The 19,325-nt window shown below is 64.4% G+C and carries 16 protein-coding genes; 10 read left to right on the forward strand and 6 right to left on the reverse strand.

All coding sequences use genetic code 11. The features are described 5' to 3' along the window. Positions 1–66 precede the first annotated feature (66 nt). Positions 67–879 (reverse strand): class I SAM-dependent methyltransferase, encoded by an 813-nt coding sequence (locus ACFFNA_RS29000; protein WP_378923308.1) that lies wholly within the window; start codon positions 877–879, stop codon positions 67–69. A 333-nt stretch (positions 880–1,212) separates the two neighbouring features. Between ACFFNA_RS29000 and ACFFNA_RS29005 the strand changes: the two genes are divergently transcribed. Continuing rightward, a complete protein-coding gene (locus tag ACFFNA_RS29005; protein ID WP_378923309.1) occupies positions 1,213–2,568 on the forward strand; it encodes a glutamine synthetase family protein in 1,356 nt (451 codons plus the stop codon). A gap of 293 nt (positions 2,569–2,861) precedes the next feature. Here ACFFNA_RS29005 and ACFFNA_RS29010 read toward each other — a convergent pair whose 3' ends face one another. Together ACFFNA_RS29010 and ACFFNA_RS29015 are read right to left on the reverse strand one after the other, a co-directional pair. Then, positions 2,862–3,551 carry an SDR family NAD(P)-dependent oxidoreductase gene (locus tag ACFFNA_RS29010; RefSeq protein WP_378923310.1) on the reverse strand — a complete coding sequence of 230 codons (690 nt, stop codon included), beginning with the start codon at positions 3,549–3,551 and terminating at the stop codon, positions 2,862–2,864. Positions 3,552–3,737: 186 nt separating this feature from the next. After that, positions 3,738–4,598, reverse strand: coding sequence for a MurR/RpiR family transcriptional regulator (locus tag ACFFNA_RS29015; protein WP_378923311.1), 861 nt, complete (start codon positions 4,596–4,598; stop codon positions 3,738–3,740). 208 nt (positions 4,599–4,806) lie between these two features. On the opposite strand from ACFFNA_RS29015, the gene murA reads away from it, so the two are divergent. The 9 genes from murA (at position 4,807) to ACFFNA_RS29060 (ending at position 15,551) form a co-directional block, all read left to right on the forward strand. Beyond that, positions 4,807–6,063, forward strand: a complete 1,257-nt coding sequence (gene murA / locus ACFFNA_RS29020) for a UDP-N-acetylglucosamine 1-carboxyvinyltransferase (protein ID WP_378923312.1) — start codon at positions 4,807–4,809, stop codon at positions 6,061–6,063. Next, positions 6,060–6,941, forward strand: a complete 882-nt coding sequence (locus tag ACFFNA_RS29025) for a glucosamine kinase nucleotide-binding domain-containing protein (protein WP_378923313.1) — start codon at positions 6,060–6,062, stop codon at positions 6,939–6,941. The genes murA and ACFFNA_RS29025 overlap by 4 nt, the downstream gene beginning before the upstream one ends. 178 nt (positions 6,942–7,119) lie before the next feature. Beyond that, the gene (murQ, locus tag ACFFNA_RS29030) at positions 7,120–8,043 is read left to right on the forward strand and encodes an N-acetylmuramic acid 6-phosphate etherase (protein ID WP_378923314.1); all 924 of its coding nucleotides are present in this window, start codon (positions 7,120–7,122) and stop codon (positions 8,041–8,043) included. A 169-nt stretch (positions 8,044–8,212) separates the two neighbouring features. Beyond that, complete coding sequence (locus tag ACFFNA_RS29035; RefSeq protein WP_378923315.1) at positions 8,213–9,733, forward strand: ABC transporter substrate-binding protein; 1,521 nt, start codon at positions 8,213–8,215, stop codon at positions 9,731–9,733. A gap of 34 nt (positions 9,734–9,767) precedes the next feature. Continuing rightward, positions 9,768–10,727, forward strand: coding sequence for an ABC transporter permease (locus ACFFNA_RS29040; RefSeq protein WP_378923316.1), 960 nt, complete (start codon positions 9,768–9,770; stop codon positions 10,725–10,727). Beyond that, positions 10,727–11,566 carry an ABC transporter permease gene (locus tag ACFFNA_RS29045; protein WP_378923317.1) on the forward strand — a complete coding sequence of 280 codons (840 nt, stop codon included), beginning with the start codon at positions 10,727–10,729 and terminating at the stop codon, positions 11,564–11,566. The genes ACFFNA_RS29040 and ACFFNA_RS29045 overlap by 1 nt, the downstream gene beginning before the upstream one ends. Beyond that, a complete protein-coding gene (locus ACFFNA_RS29050) occupies positions 11,563–13,311 on the forward strand; it encodes an ABC transporter ATP-binding protein (RefSeq protein WP_378923318.1) in 1,749 nt (582 codons plus the stop codon). Before ACFFNA_RS29045 ends, ACFFNA_RS29050 begins: the two co-directional genes overlap by 4 nt. Before the next feature lie 106 nt (positions 13,312–13,417). Next, positions 13,418–14,425, forward strand: a complete 1,008-nt coding sequence (locus ACFFNA_RS29055) for a serine hydrolase domain-containing protein (RefSeq protein ID WP_378923319.1) — start codon at positions 13,418–13,420, stop codon at positions 14,423–14,425. 10 nt (positions 14,426–14,435) lie between these two features. After that, the gene (locus ACFFNA_RS29060; RefSeq protein ID WP_378923320.1) at positions 14,436–15,551 is read left to right on the forward strand and encodes an anhydro-N-acetylmuramic acid kinase; all 1,116 of its coding nucleotides are present in this window, start codon (positions 14,436–14,438) and stop codon (positions 15,549–15,551) included. Here ACFFNA_RS29060 and ACFFNA_RS29065 read toward each other — a convergent pair whose 3' ends face one another. From ACFFNA_RS29065 to ACFFNA_RS29075, 3 genes are all read right to left on the reverse strand, one after another. Next, positions 15,552–15,980, reverse strand: coding sequence for a GNAT family N-acetyltransferase (locus tag ACFFNA_RS29065; protein ID WP_378923321.1), 429 nt, complete (start codon positions 15,978–15,980; stop codon positions 15,552–15,554). 68 nt (positions 15,981–16,048) lie between these two features. Next, the gene (locus tag ACFFNA_RS29070; RefSeq protein WP_378923322.1) at positions 16,049–17,440 is read right to left on the reverse strand and encodes a sigma-54-dependent transcriptional regulator; all 1,392 of its coding nucleotides are present in this window, start codon (positions 17,438–17,440) and stop codon (positions 16,049–16,051) included. Further along, positions 17,437–19,242, reverse strand: a complete 1,806-nt coding sequence (locus ACFFNA_RS29075; RefSeq protein WP_378923323.1) for a sensor histidine kinase — start codon at positions 19,240–19,242, stop codon at positions 17,437–17,439. Before ACFFNA_RS29075 ends, ACFFNA_RS29070 begins: the two co-directional genes overlap by 4 nt. Positions 19,243–19,325: the final 83 nt, after the last annotated feature.

Consider the following 19,325-nt stretch of genomic DNA (forward strand, 5'->3'; position numbering starts at 1 on the left):
GCTTTAGGTCTTTGTTTTTATGCATGTCGTTCTCCCAAAACCGGGGCCACTTTTGGGCGACATGCATTAGACCACAGCCACGATTACGTGGGCCTGAATTTTGGCAGCAACCTCGCCGCGGCCATGTCTGTCTGCAATCGCGGCGGCGGCATAGTCGGTTGCAGTTTCGAGTTTTCCCGCGCCTTTGGCCTCGATTTCGTTGCGAAGCGGAGTTCCCTGACAATAGGCAACGGCCGGGATGCGCGGCGAGGATGCACGGCTTTGTTCGGCTCTCGTCTCGATCAACACACGGGAGAAGCCTGCGCCCTCCAGCTCGCTGCGGATCAGTGCCGTATCGTGGTAGCCGTGTGGCGTGCGTGCCAAAAAGCGCGGCGGATCGTTCGGAAAAATCCTTGCGAGAGCATTCGTCACATCATAGGCAAATACATTCTCTTCGATGCGATCCCACACGTTGAATAAAAAATGGCCTCCGGGCTTCAGGACCCGCTTTGCCTCGCGGTAGCCAGATGAGCGGTCGGGAAAGAACATCGCGCCGAACTGACAACAAACGAGGTCGAAGGCCGCATCTTCAAACGGTAGCGCCAAAGCGTCCGCCTGGCGCCATTTGATGCGACTGTCGGGAGCTTGTCGCGAAGCGGCGTAATCGAGCATCGGCTGGTTGAGGTCGGTTACGACATAGCTTGCGCCGGGGGACAGTTTTGGCGCCAATGCGCGGGTGACAACCCCGGTGCCCGCGGCGATTTCCAAAACGGCACGTGGCGACAAGGACGCTGCTCGTTGTGCAAGATCCGCGGCGAACGGCTCGAAAATCAACGGCACCATATAGCGGTCGTAGTTTTCCGGAATCGAGCTCGCGAACACCTTGTCCGTTTCCAACATTGCCACCACCCGCGATCCGTTGAATAGCGCGCGAGACTAGCACATTATTGCCCGCATAGATCGTTTTCGACCGAGGCGACCGTGCAAGCCATCTTGGCTGAGCCGCGGCCGTGCAAATGCCACTTGGCTTTCCATCCCCTTGCCTCTATGTTGCGATCGCAGATCGCGCAATTGGTTTTGAAATGCCTCCCGACATCCCGGCTAGTGACTTGAAAAAATAAAGAAAACGCCTGGCGACGGCCGGGTTTTGTTTTCAAAAACTCACGAGCTATTTTTACCAGGGACAGTGCGGCCGATCAGGCTGCGGCACCTTCAAAAACCAGGGGTTAGAAATTGAGCGATGCAATTGCGGACGTTTTGAACTGGCTTGAAAGCAGGAACGACATCCAGAGCCTGAGGGCGGCTGTGTGCGACCTCAACGGTGTCATGCGCGGCAAGCGCATCCCGGTCGAGCAGGCGCGCAAGGCGCTCGAAGGCAAGCTGCGCATGCCTTATTCCCTGATCGGGCTCGACATCTGGGGCGAAGACATCGAAGGCAACACGCTGGTTTTCTCGACAGGCGACGCCGACGGACTTTGCCAATGGACAGGGCGCGGCATTCTCCCGGTGGCCTGGACGGCGCATCCGACGGCGCTTGTCCCACTCTGGCTCGCCGACGAAACCGGCGCGCCCTATCTCGGCGATCCACGGCGGGCGCTGGCCCGTATTCTCGATCGCTACAAGGCCTTGGGTTTGACCCCGGTCGCGGCGACGGAACTCGAATTCTATCTGGTCGATCCGCAATCGCAGCGGCCGGTCGGGCCGGTCTCACCGGTCACCGGGCGCCGGCTCGATTCCGACGCCGCCCTGTCGATCGATGAGATCGACGACTTCGAATCCTTCATCCACGACGTCTACGAAGCCTGCAGAACGCAAGGCATTCCCGTCGACACAGCCATTGCCGAAAATGGCGTCGGCCAGTTCGAGATCAATCTGAACCACGTCGCCGACGCTCTGCGGGCGGCTGACGATGCCGTGTTGTTCAAGCGCACGGTGAAGGGCATCGCCCGCAAGCACGGTTTCGCCGCCTGCTTCATGGCGAAGCCCTATGGTGACCGCGCCGGCAACGGCTTTCACGTCCACTTCAGCCTGATCGACGCCGAGGGGCGCAACGTGTTCGACGACGGCACGGATCAAGGCTCGGAAATCATGCGCCATGCGGTCGGCGGCCTTCTCGCGGCGATGGCCGAGAGCACGCTGGTGTTCGCACCGCACTTCAATTCATACCGCAGGTTGCGTCCGAGGTCCTATGCGCCGACCGCCGTGGCCTGGGGCTACGAGAACCGCATGGTCGCGATCCGCATTCCCGGCGGCTCGACCGGCGCGCGTCGCATCGAGCATCGCGTTTCGGGAGCGGATGCCAATCCCTATCTTGTGCTTGCCGCAATATTGGGCGCAGCACTGATCGGCATCGAAAGACAGATGTCGCCTGGCGATCCGACCAGGAGCGATGGGCAAGGGCTTGTGCCGGCCAAGCTGCCGCCGGACTGGGCCTCCGCGATTGCCGCCTTTGAAAGCGGGACACATGTGGCCGAAATCTTTCCGACGATCCTGCGCGACTCTTTCATCGCCTGCAAACGCCAGGAGTTGAACACGTTCGCCCTCAATGTCAGCGACTTCGAGATCGAGACCTATCTGGAAAGCGTTTAGGTTCGACTGCCCTAAAGGGCATCGTGGTCGACCAGATTGTCGGCGGCATGAACTATGGCAGCATCGACCCCGACGATGCGCAACGCATTGCCGCTCGCGATAGGCTTTGGGGCGTTCTCCGCCTGCTGTCCCGGAGTGCTAACCGCCCAAGCTTGCGAGATCAGCAACCCGCGGCTTCCGGCCGCAAGCAGCGTACGACGTGTAACGTAGCGTCGCGAAATATGCGGATTTCCTATTATATGAGGAGTAGCGAATAGGTTCGTTACTTCCTACTTGGGCAATCAGTTGGATTGTCAGAACGCCTCGACCCACGGCCTGAGCTCGACTTCGAAGCTCCAAGCGCTCCGGTGCTGACGATGGACCGCGAGATAGGCCTCGGCGATCGCGTCTGGCGACAGGCGGTGGTCCGGCCTGTCGGGATCGGCTGCCTGTCCGGGCGGCTCGATCTGACCGTCAATGATGAAATGCGCGATATGGATGTTTTTGGGCGCAAGCTCGCGGGCCATGGATTGCGCCAGTCCGCGCAGGCCGAATTTCGGCATGGCAAAGCCGGCCGAGCCGGAAAACCCCTTGAGGCTGGCGGTGGCACCGGTGAACAGGATCGATCCCGAGCCCCGCGCCAGCAGCCGCCGCGCCGCCTGCTGGCCGACCAGGAAGCCGCCGTAAGCACCGACCAGCAGCGCCTGCCTGACCGCATCGGGATCGAGATCGGCGATCGGGCCGCGCGTGCGCCCGCTGGCGTTGAACACCGCAAGCGCAAGCGGACCGGCCTTGTCGGCGGTGTCGAACAAATTTGCGACGGAGGCTGGATCGGCGACGTCCGTCTCGACGGCCAGTGCGCCGGTCTCGTCGACCAGGGCGCGCAGCTTCTCGACGTTGCGGGCGGCCAGAACCACACGGAAGCCCTCTCTCGTGAGAAGACGCGCAAGCGAGGCGCTCAGGCCAGCGCCCGCGCCTGCAATGACGGCCACATCGGATGTCATGATTTTTTCCTCCTGTGGTTCGCAACGTCGCGCCTCCGGCGACAAGAGGCAAGAAAAGCCTTGCTGCGATTTTGGTGTCACGTGGATGTGGATACCAAAAGCCGCACGTGCAAGCCTCTGGCAGGTCGTGGGAGAGGTAGGCTCAATTCAAGATGACGGCGGGACTGCCCCTCCGTCCTGAGGAAACTACGAAGACCGCTCGGCCTTCAGGACCGAGACCGCCACTTCGCTGTTATGGACATACTCGTTGGCGTCGGGCTGCTTTTGCACCAGCAGGATGAACAAAAGGTCGGTCAGCGTCAGCTGCGCGTCGCGCGCGGTGATCGAGGACGAGCGCGCACGCTCCTCGTCGGCGATGGTGTAGAGACAGATGTCGGCGACCCGGCTCAGCGGATTGTCGTGCAGGCCGGTGACGGCGATCACTGTCGTGCCGCGCTTGCTGGCAAGCTCGGCGATGCGCAAGGTTTCGATGCTGGCGCCGGAATAGGAGAGTGCAAACAGCACGTCACCCGGCCCGAGCGTCGAGACATTGGCCATCTGGATGTGGCTGTCGCTGTCATGCAGGACATTGCGGCCGAGCTTCATCAGCTTGTAGGAGAAATCGCGCGCCACCAGCGAGGAAGCGCCGACACCGACCAGATGGATGCGGCGCGCGCCATCGAGCAGTTCCAGCGTCCTGGAGATGATCCGCTCGCTGTTGGCGGCGACGGTCCGCTGTATCGACAGAAGCTTGCTGCCGATCAGCTTTTTCAGAATGACCTGGTAGCTGTCGCCAACCTCGATCGAACCGTGGATCACGCCGGCCGGTACCTGCCATTCCTGCGCCTTGGCCTCGCTGACGGCGAGCTTGAGCTCCTGGTAGCTGGCATAGCCAAGCTTCTGGCTGAACTTGACGACACTCGACTGGCTGCGTCCGATCTCGGCCGCGAGTGCGGCCGTCGACAGACGCAGCATCTGGTCGGGATTGTCGACGATGTACCGGCCGATCTCACGATCGCCAGGCGCCATGCCGTCGAGCTTTGCATTGATCCTGTTCAGAACGGACACGGGATTCCCTCGCGCTTTTCAGGCCGGCAAGCCGCACAGTCGATCCCACTGACGGCGCGTCAAGATAGGAATAAAATATTCCAATTCTGATTGACAGCCAAGAATGCACAATTAATTCTCGACCTGGACCCAAGCCAATCTAGGATTCGGAGCAGGACTCCGGAGCGAGACGGCGGCGGCCCGGCTCCTCGCACAAGGTTTTCGGCGCATGGACAGATTGCGGATCGTCGGCGGACAAAGACTGGAAGGCGCGGTCACCATATCCGGCGCCAAGAACGCCGCCCTGCCGCAGATCGCGGCGGCCCTGCTTAGCCCCTACCCGCTCGAACTGACCAACCTGCCTGATGTCACCGATGTCGAAAACATGCTCGGCGTGGTGCGGTTGCACGGCGCCGAAGTGACGCGGTCGGCCCATGCCGCGACGATCGACACCAGTGCCGCCGTTTCCAAGGAGACGTCCTACGACACGGTGCGAAAGATGCGGGCGACGGTGCTCGTGCTGGCGCCGCTGCTGGCCCGGTTCGGCCATGCACGGGTTTCGCTGCCAGGCGGCTGTGCGATCGGCGCGCGGCCGGTCGACATGCATGTCGCGGCACTCGCGGCACTGGGCGCCAGGATCGCCATCGAAAATGGCTCGATCGTCGCATCAGTGCCGAACGGGCTGACCGGCACGCGCATCGTCTTGAGCTCGCCATCGGTCGGGGCAACGGAGACCGCGATGATGGCGGCGACCACGGCAAGGGGCGAAACCGAGATCCTCAACGCGGCGCGCGAACCCGAAGTGGCGGACCTCGCCGCTTGCCTCAACGCCATGGGCGCGCGCATCGAGGGTGCCGGCACGCACCGCATCCTGATTGCCGGCGGCACAGACTGGCATGCTGCCAGGCACGACATCATCCCGGACCGGATCGAGGCCGGCACCTATGCCATCGCCGCTGCCATCACAGGCGGCCAGTTGGAACTGACGCATGCCCGGCTCGAGCATATGGCCTCGGTGGTGCAATTGCTGGAGGCAACCGGTGTCAGCGTCTGGCCGGGCGACCGCGGGCTCATCGTGTCACGCGACCGGCCGTTGAAGGCTGTCGACGTCACGACGGAACCCTATCCGGGGTTTCCGACCGATCTCCAGGCGCAGTTCATGGCGCTGATGTGTTGCGCCGAGGGTGCGTCTCTGCTGCGTGAAACGATCTTCGAGAACCGCTTCATGCATGTTCCCGAACTGATGCGGCTCGGCGCCAACATCAAGCTGCAGGGCACCACTGCGCTGGTGCGTGGTGGCGCGATGCTGCATGGCGCACCGGTGATGGCCACCGACCTGCGTGCATCGGTGTCGCTGGTGCTGGCGGCATTGGTGTGCGAGGGCGAGACGACCATCAACCGGGTCTATCACCTCGACCGCGGCTATGAACAACTGGACCGCAAGCTGCGCCTGTGCGGCGCCGACATCGAGCGGCTGAGCGCATGAACAGCGGCGCGGATTATTTTCTCGGCGTCGACGGCGGCGGGACCGGATGTCGCGCCCGCATCGAGGACGCCCAGGGAAATGTGCTGGGACAGGGCCTGTCGGGCCCGGCGACAACGCGGCTCGGCATCGATGCGGCCTGGGCCTCGATTGCGAAAGCTTTTGGCGCGGCGATCGAAGAGACAGGCTTCGGACCAGCCGAAACAGCCAGAATTCGCGCCGGCATTGGCCTTGCCGGCATCGGCCGCAAGGGCGCGCTGGAGGCGTTGCGGGCGATCGTGCATCCCTTTGCCAGCATCGATTTCGTCAGTGATGGCGTCGGGGCCTGCCTTGGCGCGCATTCCGGTCAGGACGGCGCCATCGTCATTGCCGGCACGGGCTCGATCGGCCTCGGCTTTGTCGACGGCCGCGACCTGCGTGTCGGCGGTTACGGTTTTCCGATCTCAGATGAAGGCAGCGGCGCCGATCTTGGGCTGAAAGCCGTGCAACTGGCGTTGCGCGCCCATGACGGCCGGCACGAGCGGTCGGCGCTGCTGGCCGAGGTGATGCGGCGCTTCGAGGGCGACCCTATGGAAGCGGTTGCCTGGATGGACCGCGCCAGCGCCACGGACTATGCGGCGCTGGCGCCGATGGTGATGCGCCACGCCGACCAGGGCGATCCGGTCGGCCGGCGCATCGTGCAAAGTGCGGCCGAGCAGATCGACACGCTGGTGCGGGTGCTGTTCGAACAAGGCGCGCCGCGCGTGACCTTGCTGGGCGGTCTCTCCAGCCCGCTCGAGCCATGGCTCTCCCCCGATGTCCGGCGCCGCCTGAAGCCCGCTGATGGCGACGCCGTCTCAGGCGCGATCATCCTCGCCAAGCGGTCCTGCGGCGGGCGATAGCGCTCTGTCCGATAGGAATAATATATTCCACATTCCTGTTGACGATGCGAATATTCAATTCTAAAAAGTTAACGAAAGAAAACAGGTAGCGACAACGGACCCATCGTCCGTGTGCGCAGGTGCCGGTCAAGGAGCTACGCTCGACGCCGGCCGTGCAGCATGATTTGAAAGCACTGGGATGACCGAACAAGGGTTGATGTCCGAGCTGGACCGGCTGATTTCCGAGGGCCGCAACCCGAGGACGATGGACATCGACCTGCTGCCGACCATCGACGTGCTGCGCAAGATCAACGATGAAGACAAGGCTGTCCCGGCGGCGGTCGAAAAGGTCGTCCCGGAAATCGCCGCCGCAGTGGACCGTATCGTGCTTGCCTTCCAAAAAGGCGCACGCCTGATCTACATGGGCGCCGGCACCAGCGGCCGGCTTGGCGTTCTCGACGCTTCGGAGTGTCCGCCCACTTTCGGCGTGCCCGAAGGCATGGTCGTCGGCCTGATCGCCGGCGGTCCTGACGCCCTGGTGCGATCGACGGAGGGCGCCGAGGACGATCCCAAAATGGGCGCCAAGGCATTGCAGGAGATGGGGCTCACATCAGACGACGTGGTGGTCTGCATCGCCGTCAGCGGACGCACGCCCTATGTCATCGGCGGATTGAACTATGCCAAGCAGGTGGGCGCAACGACGGTCGCGCTGTCCTGCAATCCGGCCTCAACCATTGCCGGCATCGCCGACATTGCCATCTCGCCGGTTGTCGGCCCGGAAGTGCTCACCGGCTCGACCCGGCTGAAGTCGGGAACCGCGCAAAAACTGGTGCTCAACATGCTGACCACCGCCAGCATGATCCGCATGGGCAAGAGCTACCAGAACCTGATGGTCGACCTTAACCCGTCCAACAAGAAGCTGGTCGCCAGGGCGACCAGGATCGTCATGCAGACCACCGGTTGCGCGGCGCAGCAGGCCAAGCGCGCGCTCGCCCAGACCGGCAATGATGTGAAGCTGGCGATCCTGGTGACGATCACCGGCATGGGCGTCGAGGAGGCGCGTGCGGCTCTCGGCAAGGCCGGGGGATTCCTGCGAAAAGCGATCAGCGACACGACGGCATGAGCCGCATGGACATGACGGCAAAGCAGCATAAGACAAAACGGGATGAACCCGCATAGGACAAGACGGCGTGAAGCCGCATAGACTGGGCCGATACTCCAAAGCATGTGTGTCTTGGAAGCGGTCCGCAGAAACTGCAAGGCATCGAGTTCAATCATAATGGGAGACGAGAATGGTTCACCTCACAAGAAAGCTGCTGTCGGGCATCATGTTGGCGGCGATGCTCGGCGTAGCCGCGGTTTCAACGCAGGCGAATGCAGCAACGCTGCATATGGCCTGGTCGCAGGACGCCACCGGGCTCGACCCGCACAAGCAGACGGCCTTTTCGTCGCTGCGGCTGCTGGAGTTGATCTATGAGCCGCTGGTGCGGGTCGACGCCAGCCTGCAGATCATTCCCGCCATCGCCACCTCCTGGGAATTCTCCAAGGACGGCAAGGAGCTGACCTTCAAGCTCGATCCCAAGGCCAAGTTCCAGGACGGCACGGCTGTGACCCCGGCCGACGTCAAGGCGTCGTTCGAGCGTATCCTCGACGAGAAGACGGGCGCGGCCGCCCGCGCCAATTTCCTGTCGATCGCCAGCATCGACACGCCGGATGCGGCCACTGTCGTCTTCCATCTGTCGCAACCCGACGTGCCGATCCTGACGGCGATGAGCGACGTCAACGCGGCCATCGTTCCGGCAAGCGAGATCAAGGCCGGCTCGATCGGCACCAAGGCGGTCGGCTCGGGCCCGTTCAAGCTCGACAAATGGGACCCCAATGCCAAGGAAGTGCTCAGCGCCAACAAGGATTGGGCCGGCGGCGCGACCGGTGTCGACGGCATCGAGATCAGCGTGCTTCCCGACGAAGCCGCAATCCTGGCCGCCATGCGCACCAAGCAGATCGATTTCGCGCTGCTCAACGACCCGCTGGTCGCCACGCTGGTGCCGAAGGAGGCCAGCCTGCAACTGAACCGGGTGCCGGTGCTCACCTATCACGTGCTGCAGCTCAATCCGTCGCGCAAGCCGATGACGGAGCTCAAGGTGCGCCAGGCCATCTCCTGCGCCATCGACCGGCAAGAGGTGCTGGACACCGCTTCGCTCGGCGAAGGCAAGGTCACCGGACCGCTGACCATCCCCGCACTCGCGACCGACCCCAGCCAGCTGTTCTGCTACAAGCGCGACGTCGAAAAGGCCAAGAAGCTGATGTCCGAGGCCGGCTATGCCGACGGCTTTTCAGCGACGGTGATCGGCGCCACCGGCGAGCCACCGACGGCGGCGGCGGAAGCCCAGGTCATCCAGTCGCAGCTGGCTGAAATCGGCGTCAAGCTCGACATCAAGATGATGGAGCTTAACGTCTATGTCGACGCCTGGCTGAAGGGTGATTTCGACATGGCGATCGCGCTCAACGGCGGCCGTGCCGACCCGTACACCATGTACAACCGCTACTGGACCAAATCAGGCAATTTGCAGAAGGTGGCCAACTACATCGACGACACGCTCGACAGCCAGATGCAGAAGGGCCGCGCCGAGACCGATCCGGCGGCGCGCAAGGCGATCTTCGCCGAGTTCGAAAAACACCTCGCCGAGATGTCGCCGTGGATCTGGCTCTACACATCGTACAGCTATACGGCCCAGCAGAAGAACATAGCCGGGTTCGTGCCGACGCCGACGGGCACGCTGTTTTCCCTGAGCAAGGTGACGATCCAGCAGTAGCCGCCGCCGGCATTGGACGAGAGGTACTCTTCGCGTGAACTATCTGATGCGACGACTGGCGACGTTTCCTCTCGTCCTGCTTGGCGTGTCCATCCTGGTCTTCGTTGCGATCCGGTTGGTGCCAGGCGATTCGATCATGGCGATGCTGGGCACCGAAGCCGGCCTGCTGACCCCGGCGCAGCGTGACTCGCTCGCCGCCTATTTCGGCATCGACCAGCCCTGGTTCGTCCAGTACTGGCGCGGGATAGGCGGCATTCTGCACGGCAATCTCGGCATCTCGGTCACCTATGGCAGGCCGGTGCTCGACGTCATCCTCGAGCGCTTCCCGCTGACGCTCGAACTGGCTGTGCTGTCGATGATCATCGTGCTCGCCGTCGGCATGCCGGCGGGGATCTTTGCCGCCACGCACAATGAGAAACTATCGGATCTCGGGGTGCGCATCGCCGCCATGATCGGCCAGTCGACGCCGAGCTTCGTGCTTGGCTTGCTGATCATCTACACGCTGTCGGCCGGCTTCGGCGTGCTGCCGGCGATGGGCGAGTTCGCGCCGCTCTGGCAGGATCCCTTGCGCAACCTCAGCCAGCTGATCCTGCCGGCCATCACGCTCGGCTTTGCCTTCGCCGCCTCGGTCACCCGCATATCGCGCTCGGCGATGCTCGACGTGTTGAGCGACGACTATGTCAGGACGGCCCGCAGCAAAGGCGCCTCGGCACGCAGCGTCATCTGGCGGCACGCACTGCCCAATGCGCTGATCCCCGTCGTCACGCTGAGCGGCATCGAGTTCGGTTATCTCCTGGGCGGCGCCGTCATTGTCGAGCAGATCTATGCGTTGCCCGGACTTGGGCGCATGGTGCTCGATGCAATCCTGCAGCGCGATTACGCGCTGGTGCAAGGCAGCGTGCTGTTCATCGCCTTCAACTTCATGATCGTCAATCTTCTGGTCGACCTCGCCTATGTCGCGCTCGATCCGCGCATCCGGCTGGGAGAGCCGTGATGCGCATCCTGCGCGCCATCTTCGGCCACGGCAGCGGCCGCATCGGCGGCATCATCGTCGGCGTCTATCTGTTGGTCGCCATCCTCGGCATGCTGGGGCTGACGCCGCACAATCCCATCACGCAATACCGGGTCGACCGGCTGCATGCGCCCGACGGCGCCTACTGGATGGGCACCGACCTTTTCGGCCGCGACGTGGCCAGCCGGCTGATGGCGGGCGTCGGACAATCCTTCACGGTTGCCTTCTTCTCGGTCGCCTTCGCGACGCTTGCCGGCACCGTGCTGGGGCTCGCCGCAGCCTGGCTCGGCCGCCGCTGGGACGGCATTGTGATGCGGATCATGGACGTGCTGCTGGCCTTCCCGGCAATTCTTTTGGCGCTGCTCATCGTCACCGTTGCCGGGCCGGGCACATGGACCAGTGTCGTTGCCATCGGCATCGTCTACACGCCGATCTTCACCCGCGTGGTGCGCGGCCCTGCTTTGTCCCTCAAGGCGCGCGAATTCGTTGACGCCGCACGCACCTTCGGCAGCAGTTCGAGCTACATCGTCACGCGGCATTTGCTGCTCAACCTGGTGGCGCCATTGACCGTTCAGGTGACGCTGGCGCTGGCCTGGGCGCTGCTGACGGAAGCGGGCTTGAGCTTTCTGGGGCTCGGCACGCAGCCGCCCGCCGCCTCGCTCGGCCTGATGCTGAGCGACAGCCGCAATCTGATGGAGACCGCGCCCTGGCTGATGATCTTCCCGGGTCTGGCGATCATGATCAGCATCCTCGGTTTCAACCTGCTCGGCGACGCCTTGCGCGACATCCTCGACCCGAAGATGCGGAGGGCGCCGGCATGATCCCGCTGCTGTCCGTTTCGGACCTGCGCGTCGGCTTCGGCCGCAATCCGCAAACCAATGAGGTGGTGCGCGGCGTCAGCTTCGACCTCGCCGACGGCGAGACGCTGGCCATTGTCGGCGAGAGCGGCTCGGGCAAATCCGTTACCGCATTGTCGATCAACCGCCTTATCGACTTTGGCGGCGGCCGCATCACCGGCGGCGCCATGAAGCTGAAGCGGGCTGACGGCACCGTCTTCGACCTGATGACCGCGACCGAACTGCAACTGACCGGCATTCGCGGTGCCGAGATCGGCATGATCTTCCAGGAGCCGATGACCTCGCTCAATCCGGTGCTGACCATCGGCCGGCAGATCGAGGAATCGTTCCAGCTGCACCGGGGCCTCACCGGGCGGCAAGCCACGGCGGCGGCCAGGGATGCGCTCGACCGCGTGCGCATTCCCGATGCGGCACGGCGGCTAAAATACACGCCCAACCAGCTGTCCGGCGGCATGCTGCAAAGGGTGATGATCGCCATTGCGCTGGCCTCCAACCCGCGCCTGCTCATCGCCGACGAACCGACGACGGCACTCGACGTGACGGTGCAGGCGCAGATCATGGCGCTGCTCGCCGAGCTGAAGCGGGAAACCGGCATGTCGATGATCTTCATCACCCATGACATCGGCCTGGTTGCCGGCATCGCCGACAAGGTGATGGTGATGCAGAACGGGCAGGCCGTGGAGCAAGGCGAGCTGAACCAGATCCTCGACAATCCGCAGCATCCCTATACGCAGCACCTGCTGCACGCCGTGCCGCATTTCGCCAATGGCAGCGCGACGCGTTCGGACGGACGGCGTGATAAAGGCGCAAGCACTGAACCGGCCTTGAAGGTCGACGGCCTCGTGGTGCGGTTCCCCCTCAAAAGCAGCTTCTTCAGCCGCGCCACGGGCGCGGTGCATGCCGTCGATGGCGTCGATTTCGACCTGATGCCCGGCGAGACGCTGGCCATCGTCGGCGAGAGCGGTTCGGGCAAATCGACCACCGCGCGCGCCGTGCTGGGGCTGGTGCGGTCGACGCGCGGCAGCTTCTCGGTCGGCGTCCGAAAGGCTTCGGCCGAGCAGAGCGCCCTGCCCGTGCAGATGGTGTTCCAGAATCCCTATGCCTCGCTCAATCCAAGGCTCAGCATCGAGAGCATTCTGGCCGAGCCGGTGATCGCCACCGGCGGCCGGGTGAAGGCTGAAACGCGGGCCAGGATGGTGAGCCTGCTGGAGCGCGTCGGCCTGCCAAAGAACAGCCTGGAGCGCTATCCGCACGAATTCTCAGGCGGTCAGCGGCAAAGGCTGTGCATCGCCCGCGCACTGATGCTCAACCCGTCCGTTGTTGTTCTGGATGAGGCGGTGTCCGCGCTCGACGTCTCGGTCCAGGCCAAGGTGCTGGAACTGCTGGTCGACCTGCAGCGCGAGTTTGGCCTCGCCTATCTGTTCATCTCGCACGACATGGCTGTCGTCGAGCGGATCGCCCACCGGATCGCCGTCATCTATGCCGGCCAGATCGTCGAGATCGGCGACGCGACCTCGGTGCTGTCGAAGCCGAAGCATTCCTACACGAAGAAGCTCATCGCCGCCGTTCCGACCATCGACCGGCGCCACGAACATTTCGAACTCGACACGCGCCAGGTTCCCTCGCTGGTGCGCCCGCAGGGGTTTGAGCCGGCGCCGGCGAGATGGGAGCAGTTTGGGCCTGATCATCGAGCGAGGGCGGAGGCGTGATGGATTGTGCCCGGAAATATTCAGGGTCTGCCGGACAGCACCCCCCTCTGCCCTGCCGGACAGAGGGGGGCGCGAAGGATCGCCAACTTTCGCGTGGAGCCTGGCATTGAGCGCCCTCGCCCAGCTCTTCGATCGCGCGTTCGCACCGCTGAAAGCCGCAGTGGCCGCCAAGCGCATTCCCGGCGGCGTGCTCGGCATTGTCGATAAAAATGGCGAACGCGTCGTCAGATCGGTCGGCTCCGCGCAATTGGTGCCGAAGCCGCGACCCATGCAGGACCAAACCTGGTTCGACCTGGCGTCCCTGACCAAGGTGATCTTCACCACGCCGCGCATCCTGGCGCTGGCGGAAGACGGTGCCATCGATCTCGATGCGCCGCTGATCTCGGTCCTGCCGGACCTTCGCCAGTATGACGCAGAGGCCTGGGAGCGCAAAGTGACCTTCCGCCAGTGTCTCGGCCACCAGACGCCGTTTCCGGCTGTCGAGCCAATCTACACCTATGGGCGCGACCCCGAACTGCTGCGCGCCTTCATCCTGCAGCGCGAATGGCGCGCCCGCGACCCGGTCTATTCCGACATCAACTTCATTCTACTCGGCTTTGCGCTGGAGCGGCTGTCGCGAAAGTCCATCAGGGACATGGATCCCGGCCCCGGCTTTGCTTTTTCCGCCGGACCGGATGCTGCCGCCGCGACCGAGGACTGCACCTGGCGCCATCGCGTGCTGTCCGGCGAGGTCCACGACGACAATTGCTCGGCGCTGCAAGGTGCGGGACATGCCGGCCTGTTTGGAACAGCCGCTTCTGTCCTCGATTTCGCGCAAGGGCTATTGGATGGCACCGGCGCGTCCGAGCGTTCGATCGCGCTGATGCGAACGCCCTTGTCCGCCACCCGCACCCATGGCTGGGAGCGCCCCTATGAGGGCTGGTCCGGCGGGGCGTTGTGCAGCCCGCGAACCATCGGCCACACCGGCTTTACAGGCACGGGACTGTGGATCGACTTCGACAGAGGCAAGGCCTGGACCTTGCTCACCAACCGGATCCATCCGACACGTCATTTCGACAGCGGCATCGTTTCGCTTCGGCAGGCGGTCGGCGACCTTGTTAACGGGGACTATTAGGGAAGTGACCATGGAACCAATCTGGGCCGTCGGCCTGATGACCGGCACCGTGCTTGACGGCAATATCGACGTCGCGCTGATCAAGACCGATGGCGAGCGCATCGACGATTTCGGCACCTATCGGCTGATGCCCTATCCCCCGTCGATCCGCTCTCTGCTGGAAGAGACGCTGACGGAGGCAAGAGCCTGGAATTTCACCGGGCCGGAGCCGGCGATCTTTCGCAAGGCGGAAGAGGCGCTGACGCGTGCCCAGTCGGCGGCAGTCAAGGAACTGGTCGAAGGCTATGGGATGACGATGGCCGACATCGGCGTCGTCGGGTTTCATGGCCAGACCGTGCTGCATCGCGCGCCGCAGGTTGGACGGCTCGGCCAGACCCGGCAACTCGGCGACGGCGAGTTGATGCACGCCATCCTCGGCACCAAGGTCGCCTACGACTTCCGCTCGGCCGACATGCGCGCCGGCGGGCAAGGCGCGCCGCTGTCGGCCGCCTACCACGCCGCGCTGATGCGCAATGCCGGCGCCAGCGGCGACATGGCGGTGCTCAACCTTGGCGGCGTCGCCAACGTCACATGGTGGGATGGCGCCGACAATGTCGTCGCCTTCGACACCGGACCGGCCAACGCCCCGCTGAACGACTTCATCAAATCGAAGGGACTGGGAGAAATGGACCGCGACGGCGCGCTCGGCCGTGCGGGAACGGTCGACGAGGCACGGCTCGCCAAACTGTTGCAGCATCCTTATCTCACCAAGCCCTATCCCAAATCGTTGGATCGTTTCGACTTCGGCGCCGCCATGGCGGACGGCCTGAACGCAGAGGATGGCGCAGCCCTTTTGACCGCCTTCACCGCCGCCGCCGTCGGCAAGGCGCTCGACCTTTTGCCACGCCGGCCGGAAAAACTTGTGGTCAGCGGCGGTGGCCGCCACAACCCGACGATGATGGCGATGCTCGCCAGCCGCGCCGGCGTCGAGGTGGTGCAGGCCGAGACCCTCGGCTGGAGCGGCGACGCGGTGGAGGCGGAGTGTTTTGCCTTCCTCGCGGTTCGCGTGCTGCGGGGCCTGCCGATCAGCTTCCCCAGCACGACCGGCGCACCGCAACCGATGCGCGGCGGAAAACTTGCCGGCTGATCAAGCCGGCGACAGGTTCTTCCGCAGGAAGATTCGGCTGCGGCCGACAGGGAAATCGGCAAGCGTTCCGAAGGGCTGATAGCCCTGGCGCTGATAGACCTTGGCGGCGTTCGGATTGAAGGTGTCGATCCAGGCATTCCGACAGCCGCGCGCCACCGCTTCCTGTTCGGCTGCGGCCAGCATGTTGCCGGCCATCTGCTGGCCGCGCAACCTTTCATCGACCCACAGCCACTGCACGTAAAGCCAACCCCAGGCCGTGTAGCCTGAGATGCCGGCGACGACCGCGCCATCCTCGCCGCGCACGAACACAGCCAGGGCCTTCCTTTCGGAAGCGCCGACATCACTGTCATTGAACGCCGTCAGCCGTTCGGCGAGAAAGGTGAGTTCTTCCGGCAAGGGATTTGCCGTCGTTTCAAGGGTCGTTTTCATGACTTTGTCCAAAATGCGCGCCTGGATACGAACACAGCGTTACGAGGGGCACGGCGCTTGCGCAATGTCTATATCTGGCCCCGAACAGCGTGCGGATCCGCATCGCCGCCATTGCGAAACTCGGACGCTGCAATGCCGTAGCGCTTTAGCTTGTCGTAGAAGGTCTTGCGCGGCACGCCGAGTGCGTCGATGGCGCTGCGCACATCGCCGCCGTGATCGCGCAGCGCATCGCGGATGAGTTGCGCCTCGTAGTGGCCTACCCGTTCAGGCAGTGTGGCCGCCGGCTCAGGCAAGTGCGCGGGAACCGCTTTCGTCTCGTCGTCCGGGCCGAGACCGAGCGCGACGCGATCGGCAAAATGCGCAAGCTCGCGCACATTGCCCGGCCATGCATGCGACTGGAGATGATCGCTGACCGCTGCGTTGACCCCGGCGACCGGCCGGCCGAACCGTTCCGCGGCCTTGCCGAGGAAGTGCCCGAACAGCATCGGGATGTCGCCGCGCCGCTCGCGCAATGGCGGGATGCGCAGCGTCACCACGTTGAGGCGAAAATAGAGATCCTCGCGAAAATCGCCGCGCTGATCCTGCCGGCCGAGATCGACCTTGGTCGCCGCGACGACCCTGAGGTCGACGCGCCGGGTCTCGTTCGAGCCAAGCGGGGTGACGCTGCGCGTTTCGAGCACGCGCAGCAGCTTGACCTGGAGGGCCGGCGGCATGGATTCGATCTCGTCGAGGAACAGCGTGCCGCCGCTGGAATGCTCGATGCGGCCGATCCGTCGCCGCTGCGCGCCGGTGAACGCGCCCGCCTCATGGCCGAACAGTTCGCTTTCTATGACGGTTTCCGGAAGGGCGCCGCAATTCAGCGCCACGAACGGTTTTGCGCGCCGCCGGCCCCATCTGTGCAGGAGATCGGCCACCACTTCCTTGCCGGTTCCGGTCTCCCCTTCGACCAGCACGTCGACATCCATGTCGGCGATCTGGCGCAAGGTCTCCCGCAGCCGCCGGATGGCCAGCGCTTCACCGATCAACGGCAGGCTGTCGGCAGCCTGCGTTGCGGCCTCGCGCAGCCGCCGGTTCTCCATCACCAGCCGCCGCTTCTCGCTCGCCCGTCTCAGTGCCTCAACCAGGCGATCGCCGGCATAGGGTTTCGGGATGAAATCGTAGACGCCGTCCTTGAGCGCGGCCACCGCGAGATCGACGTCGCCGTGCCCGGTGACCAGGATCACCGGTATGTCCGGGTCGATCGCCTTGATGCGATCGAACAGCTGCAGCCCGTTCATGCCCGGCATGCGGATGTCGCTGACGACCACGCCCTCGAAATTCCTGTCGACGACGGCTAGCGCTGCCTCGGCCGCGTCGAGCGCGATCACCGCGAAGCCGGCGAGCTCGAACAGTTGCGTGGTGGCGTGAAGCAGGTCCGCATCGTCGTCGACGAGTGCCACCAGCCCAGATCCCTCTGTCATTCAATTCGCCTCAAGTCGATGGTGAAGGACGCGCCGCCGGCGCTGCCGGGATCGAGCCGCAGCGTGCCGCCCAATTCCTGGGCGATCTCCTGCGAGATCACCAGCCCGAGGCCAAGCCCCTTCTCCTTGGTGGTCTGGAACGGCATGAACAGATTGCCGGCCGCCTCCGGACCGAGGCCGGGGCCGTTGTCGCGCACCGAAATCAGCACCCGGTCGTCGCGCTCGGCAATCTCGATCTCGATGCGGGGATCTGGCTGGTCCTTCATCGCGTCCAGCGCGTTTTGCAACAGGTTGACGAGGATCTGCTCGAGCCGGATGCGGCTGGCCATGACCACCGGCGACGCGCTGCCGCGCGGCTTGACGATGGTCACGCCGGAATCGCGGATGCGGCCGGACAGAAGCGACAGCGCGCCGTCGATCGCCTCGCGCACCGGCAATGGCGAGGCGGCAACGCCGGGCCGGCGGGCGAAGGTGCGCAAGGTGCTGGTGATCGCGCCGATGCGCTCGGTCATCGACACGATCGACGTCAGATTGCCGCTGACCGGCTCGATCTTGCCGGTGTCGAGAAAGCGGCCGGCATTCTCGGCATAGGTGCGGATGGCGGCGACCGGCTGGTTGATCTCGTGCGCCACGCCGGCGGCGATCTGGCCGAGGATGGAAAGCCGGTTGGCCTGGGCGAGATCGTCACGCAGCCGGCGAACCTTGGCTTCGGCATTCTCACGCTCGGCGATTTCGCCCGCAAGGGCCGTGTTGGAACGCGTCAACTCGGCCGTTCGCGTGCTGACCCGGCTCTCCAGTTCGGCGTTCATGCGCGCCAGCGCTTCCTGCCTCAGCCGGCGGGCGCGTCGGCGCCGGGTGAGCACGAAGGCAAGCAGGCCCATAAGCAGCAGCCCGAGCAGCGTGGTCAGTCGCGCCGTGTTGGCGGCGGATGACAGAGCAGCGTCGGCGGGCGTCAGCAGCCACAGACGCCAGCCGGGTACCGCACCGGGCAGGTCCTGCACCACTTCGACGAACTGGCGCGGCTTTCCAGAACTGTCGATCGTCGCCAGGCCGTCGCCAGCGCCACGCCGCAGCGGCAGCGGTTCGAAGCCGGCATCAGCCAGCTGAAGCTGTTCGTGGGCAATTGCGGCGTCCTGCGCCGACAGGGGCGCCAAGGCTCGAAACCGCCACTCGGGCTGGCTGGTGGCCAACACAACGCCGCGTTCGTCGGTGACGAAAACAAGAAAGCCGCTGGAGCGCCAATTGGCCTCGACGCGATCCAGCTCGACCTTCAGCACCGCAACGCCAAGCGGCTTGCCGCCGTCGTCGACGCGGCTCGCGAGGTAAAGACCCGGCCGGCCGCTGATCGTGCCGAGGCCATATTGGCTGGCGGCACCCTTGGCCATTGCCTCCTGGAAATAGTGACGAAAATTATAGTCGATGCCGACAAAGCTTGTCGGCTCGCCGGCATTGCTGGCTGATATCGCGATGCCGGCTGTGTCGATGACATAGATGGCGGACGCCGATGCATCGCCGGCAATCGCCCTAAGCTTGTCGTCGAGGGCCGCCTCTTCCATCGTTCCGGCCCGGCGCAGCGCCCCGCGCACGGCATCATCGCGTGCCAGCACCAGTGGAACCAGGCGCTGCTTTTCGATTTCGCCGGTCAGGGTTCCTGCCGCCAGCGGCAGAGCGGCAAGTGCTCCGTCGCGCAGATTGTCGGCCGCCTGGCCGGTGGCGATGCGCCCGGCGATGGCGATCGCGCCTGCCAGAACCGCAAGAGCGACGACCACGACACGCCAGCGGCCGTCGCGCAGCCGGGCCATTGCCTCGCGCAGCAATTCACGGCCGGCCGCGGAGCCCCTATCGATGTCAGCTTGCAGCGTCTGCCCTCTCCCTTTTTCCTCGC

This window comes from Mesorhizobium kowhaii, from assembly GCF_042431665.1.
Classification (GTDB): domain Bacteria; phylum Pseudomonadota; class Alphaproteobacteria; order Rhizobiales; family Rhizobiaceae; genus Mesorhizobium; species Mesorhizobium kowhaii.

Coding starts and splice junctions, on each gene's coding strand:
- ACFFNA_RS29060 (WP_378923320.1), top strand. CDS start 14,436: ATGGAACCAATCTGGGCCGTCGGCCTGATGACCGGCACCGTGCTTGAC.
- ACFFNA_RS29050 (WP_378923318.1), top strand. CDS start 11,563: ATGATCCCGCTGCTGTCCGTTTCGGACCTGCGCGTCGGCTTCGGCCGC.
- ACFFNA_RS29075 (WP_378923323.1), bottom strand. CDS start 19,242: ATGGCCCGGCTGCGCGACGGCCGCTGGCGTGTCGTGGTCGTCGCTCTT.
- ACFFNA_RS29025 (WP_378923313.1), top strand. CDS start 6,060: ATGAACAGCGGCGCGGATTATTTTCTCGGCGTCGACGGCGGCGGGACC.
- murQ (WP_378923314.1), top strand. CDS start 7,120: ATGACCGAACAAGGGTTGATGTCCGAGCTGGACCGGCTGATTTCCGAG.
- ACFFNA_RS29065 (WP_378923321.1), bottom strand. CDS start 15,980: ATGAAAACGACCCTTGAAACGACGGCAAATCCCTTGCCGGAAGAACTC.
- ACFFNA_RS29045 (WP_378923317.1), top strand. CDS start 10,727: ATGCGCATCCTGCGCGCCATCTTCGGCCACGGCAGCGGCCGCATCGGC.
- murA (WP_378923312.1), top strand. CDS start 4,807: ATGGACAGATTGCGGATCGTCGGCGGACAAAGACTGGAAGGCGCGGTC.
- ACFFNA_RS29000 (WP_378923308.1), bottom strand. CDS start 879: ATGTTGGAAACGGACAAGGTGTTCGCGAGCTCGATTCCGGAAAACTAC.
- ACFFNA_RS29070 (WP_378923322.1), bottom strand. CDS start 17,440: ATGACAGAGGGATCTGGGCTGGTGGCACTCGTCGACGACGATGCGGAC.
- ACFFNA_RS29010 (WP_378923310.1), bottom strand. CDS start 3,551: ATGACATCCGATGTGGCCGTCATTGCAGGCGCGGGCGCTGGCCTGAGC.
- ACFFNA_RS29035 (WP_378923315.1), top strand. CDS start 8,213: ATGGTTCACCTCACAAGAAAGCTGCTGTCGGGCATCATGTTGGCGGCG.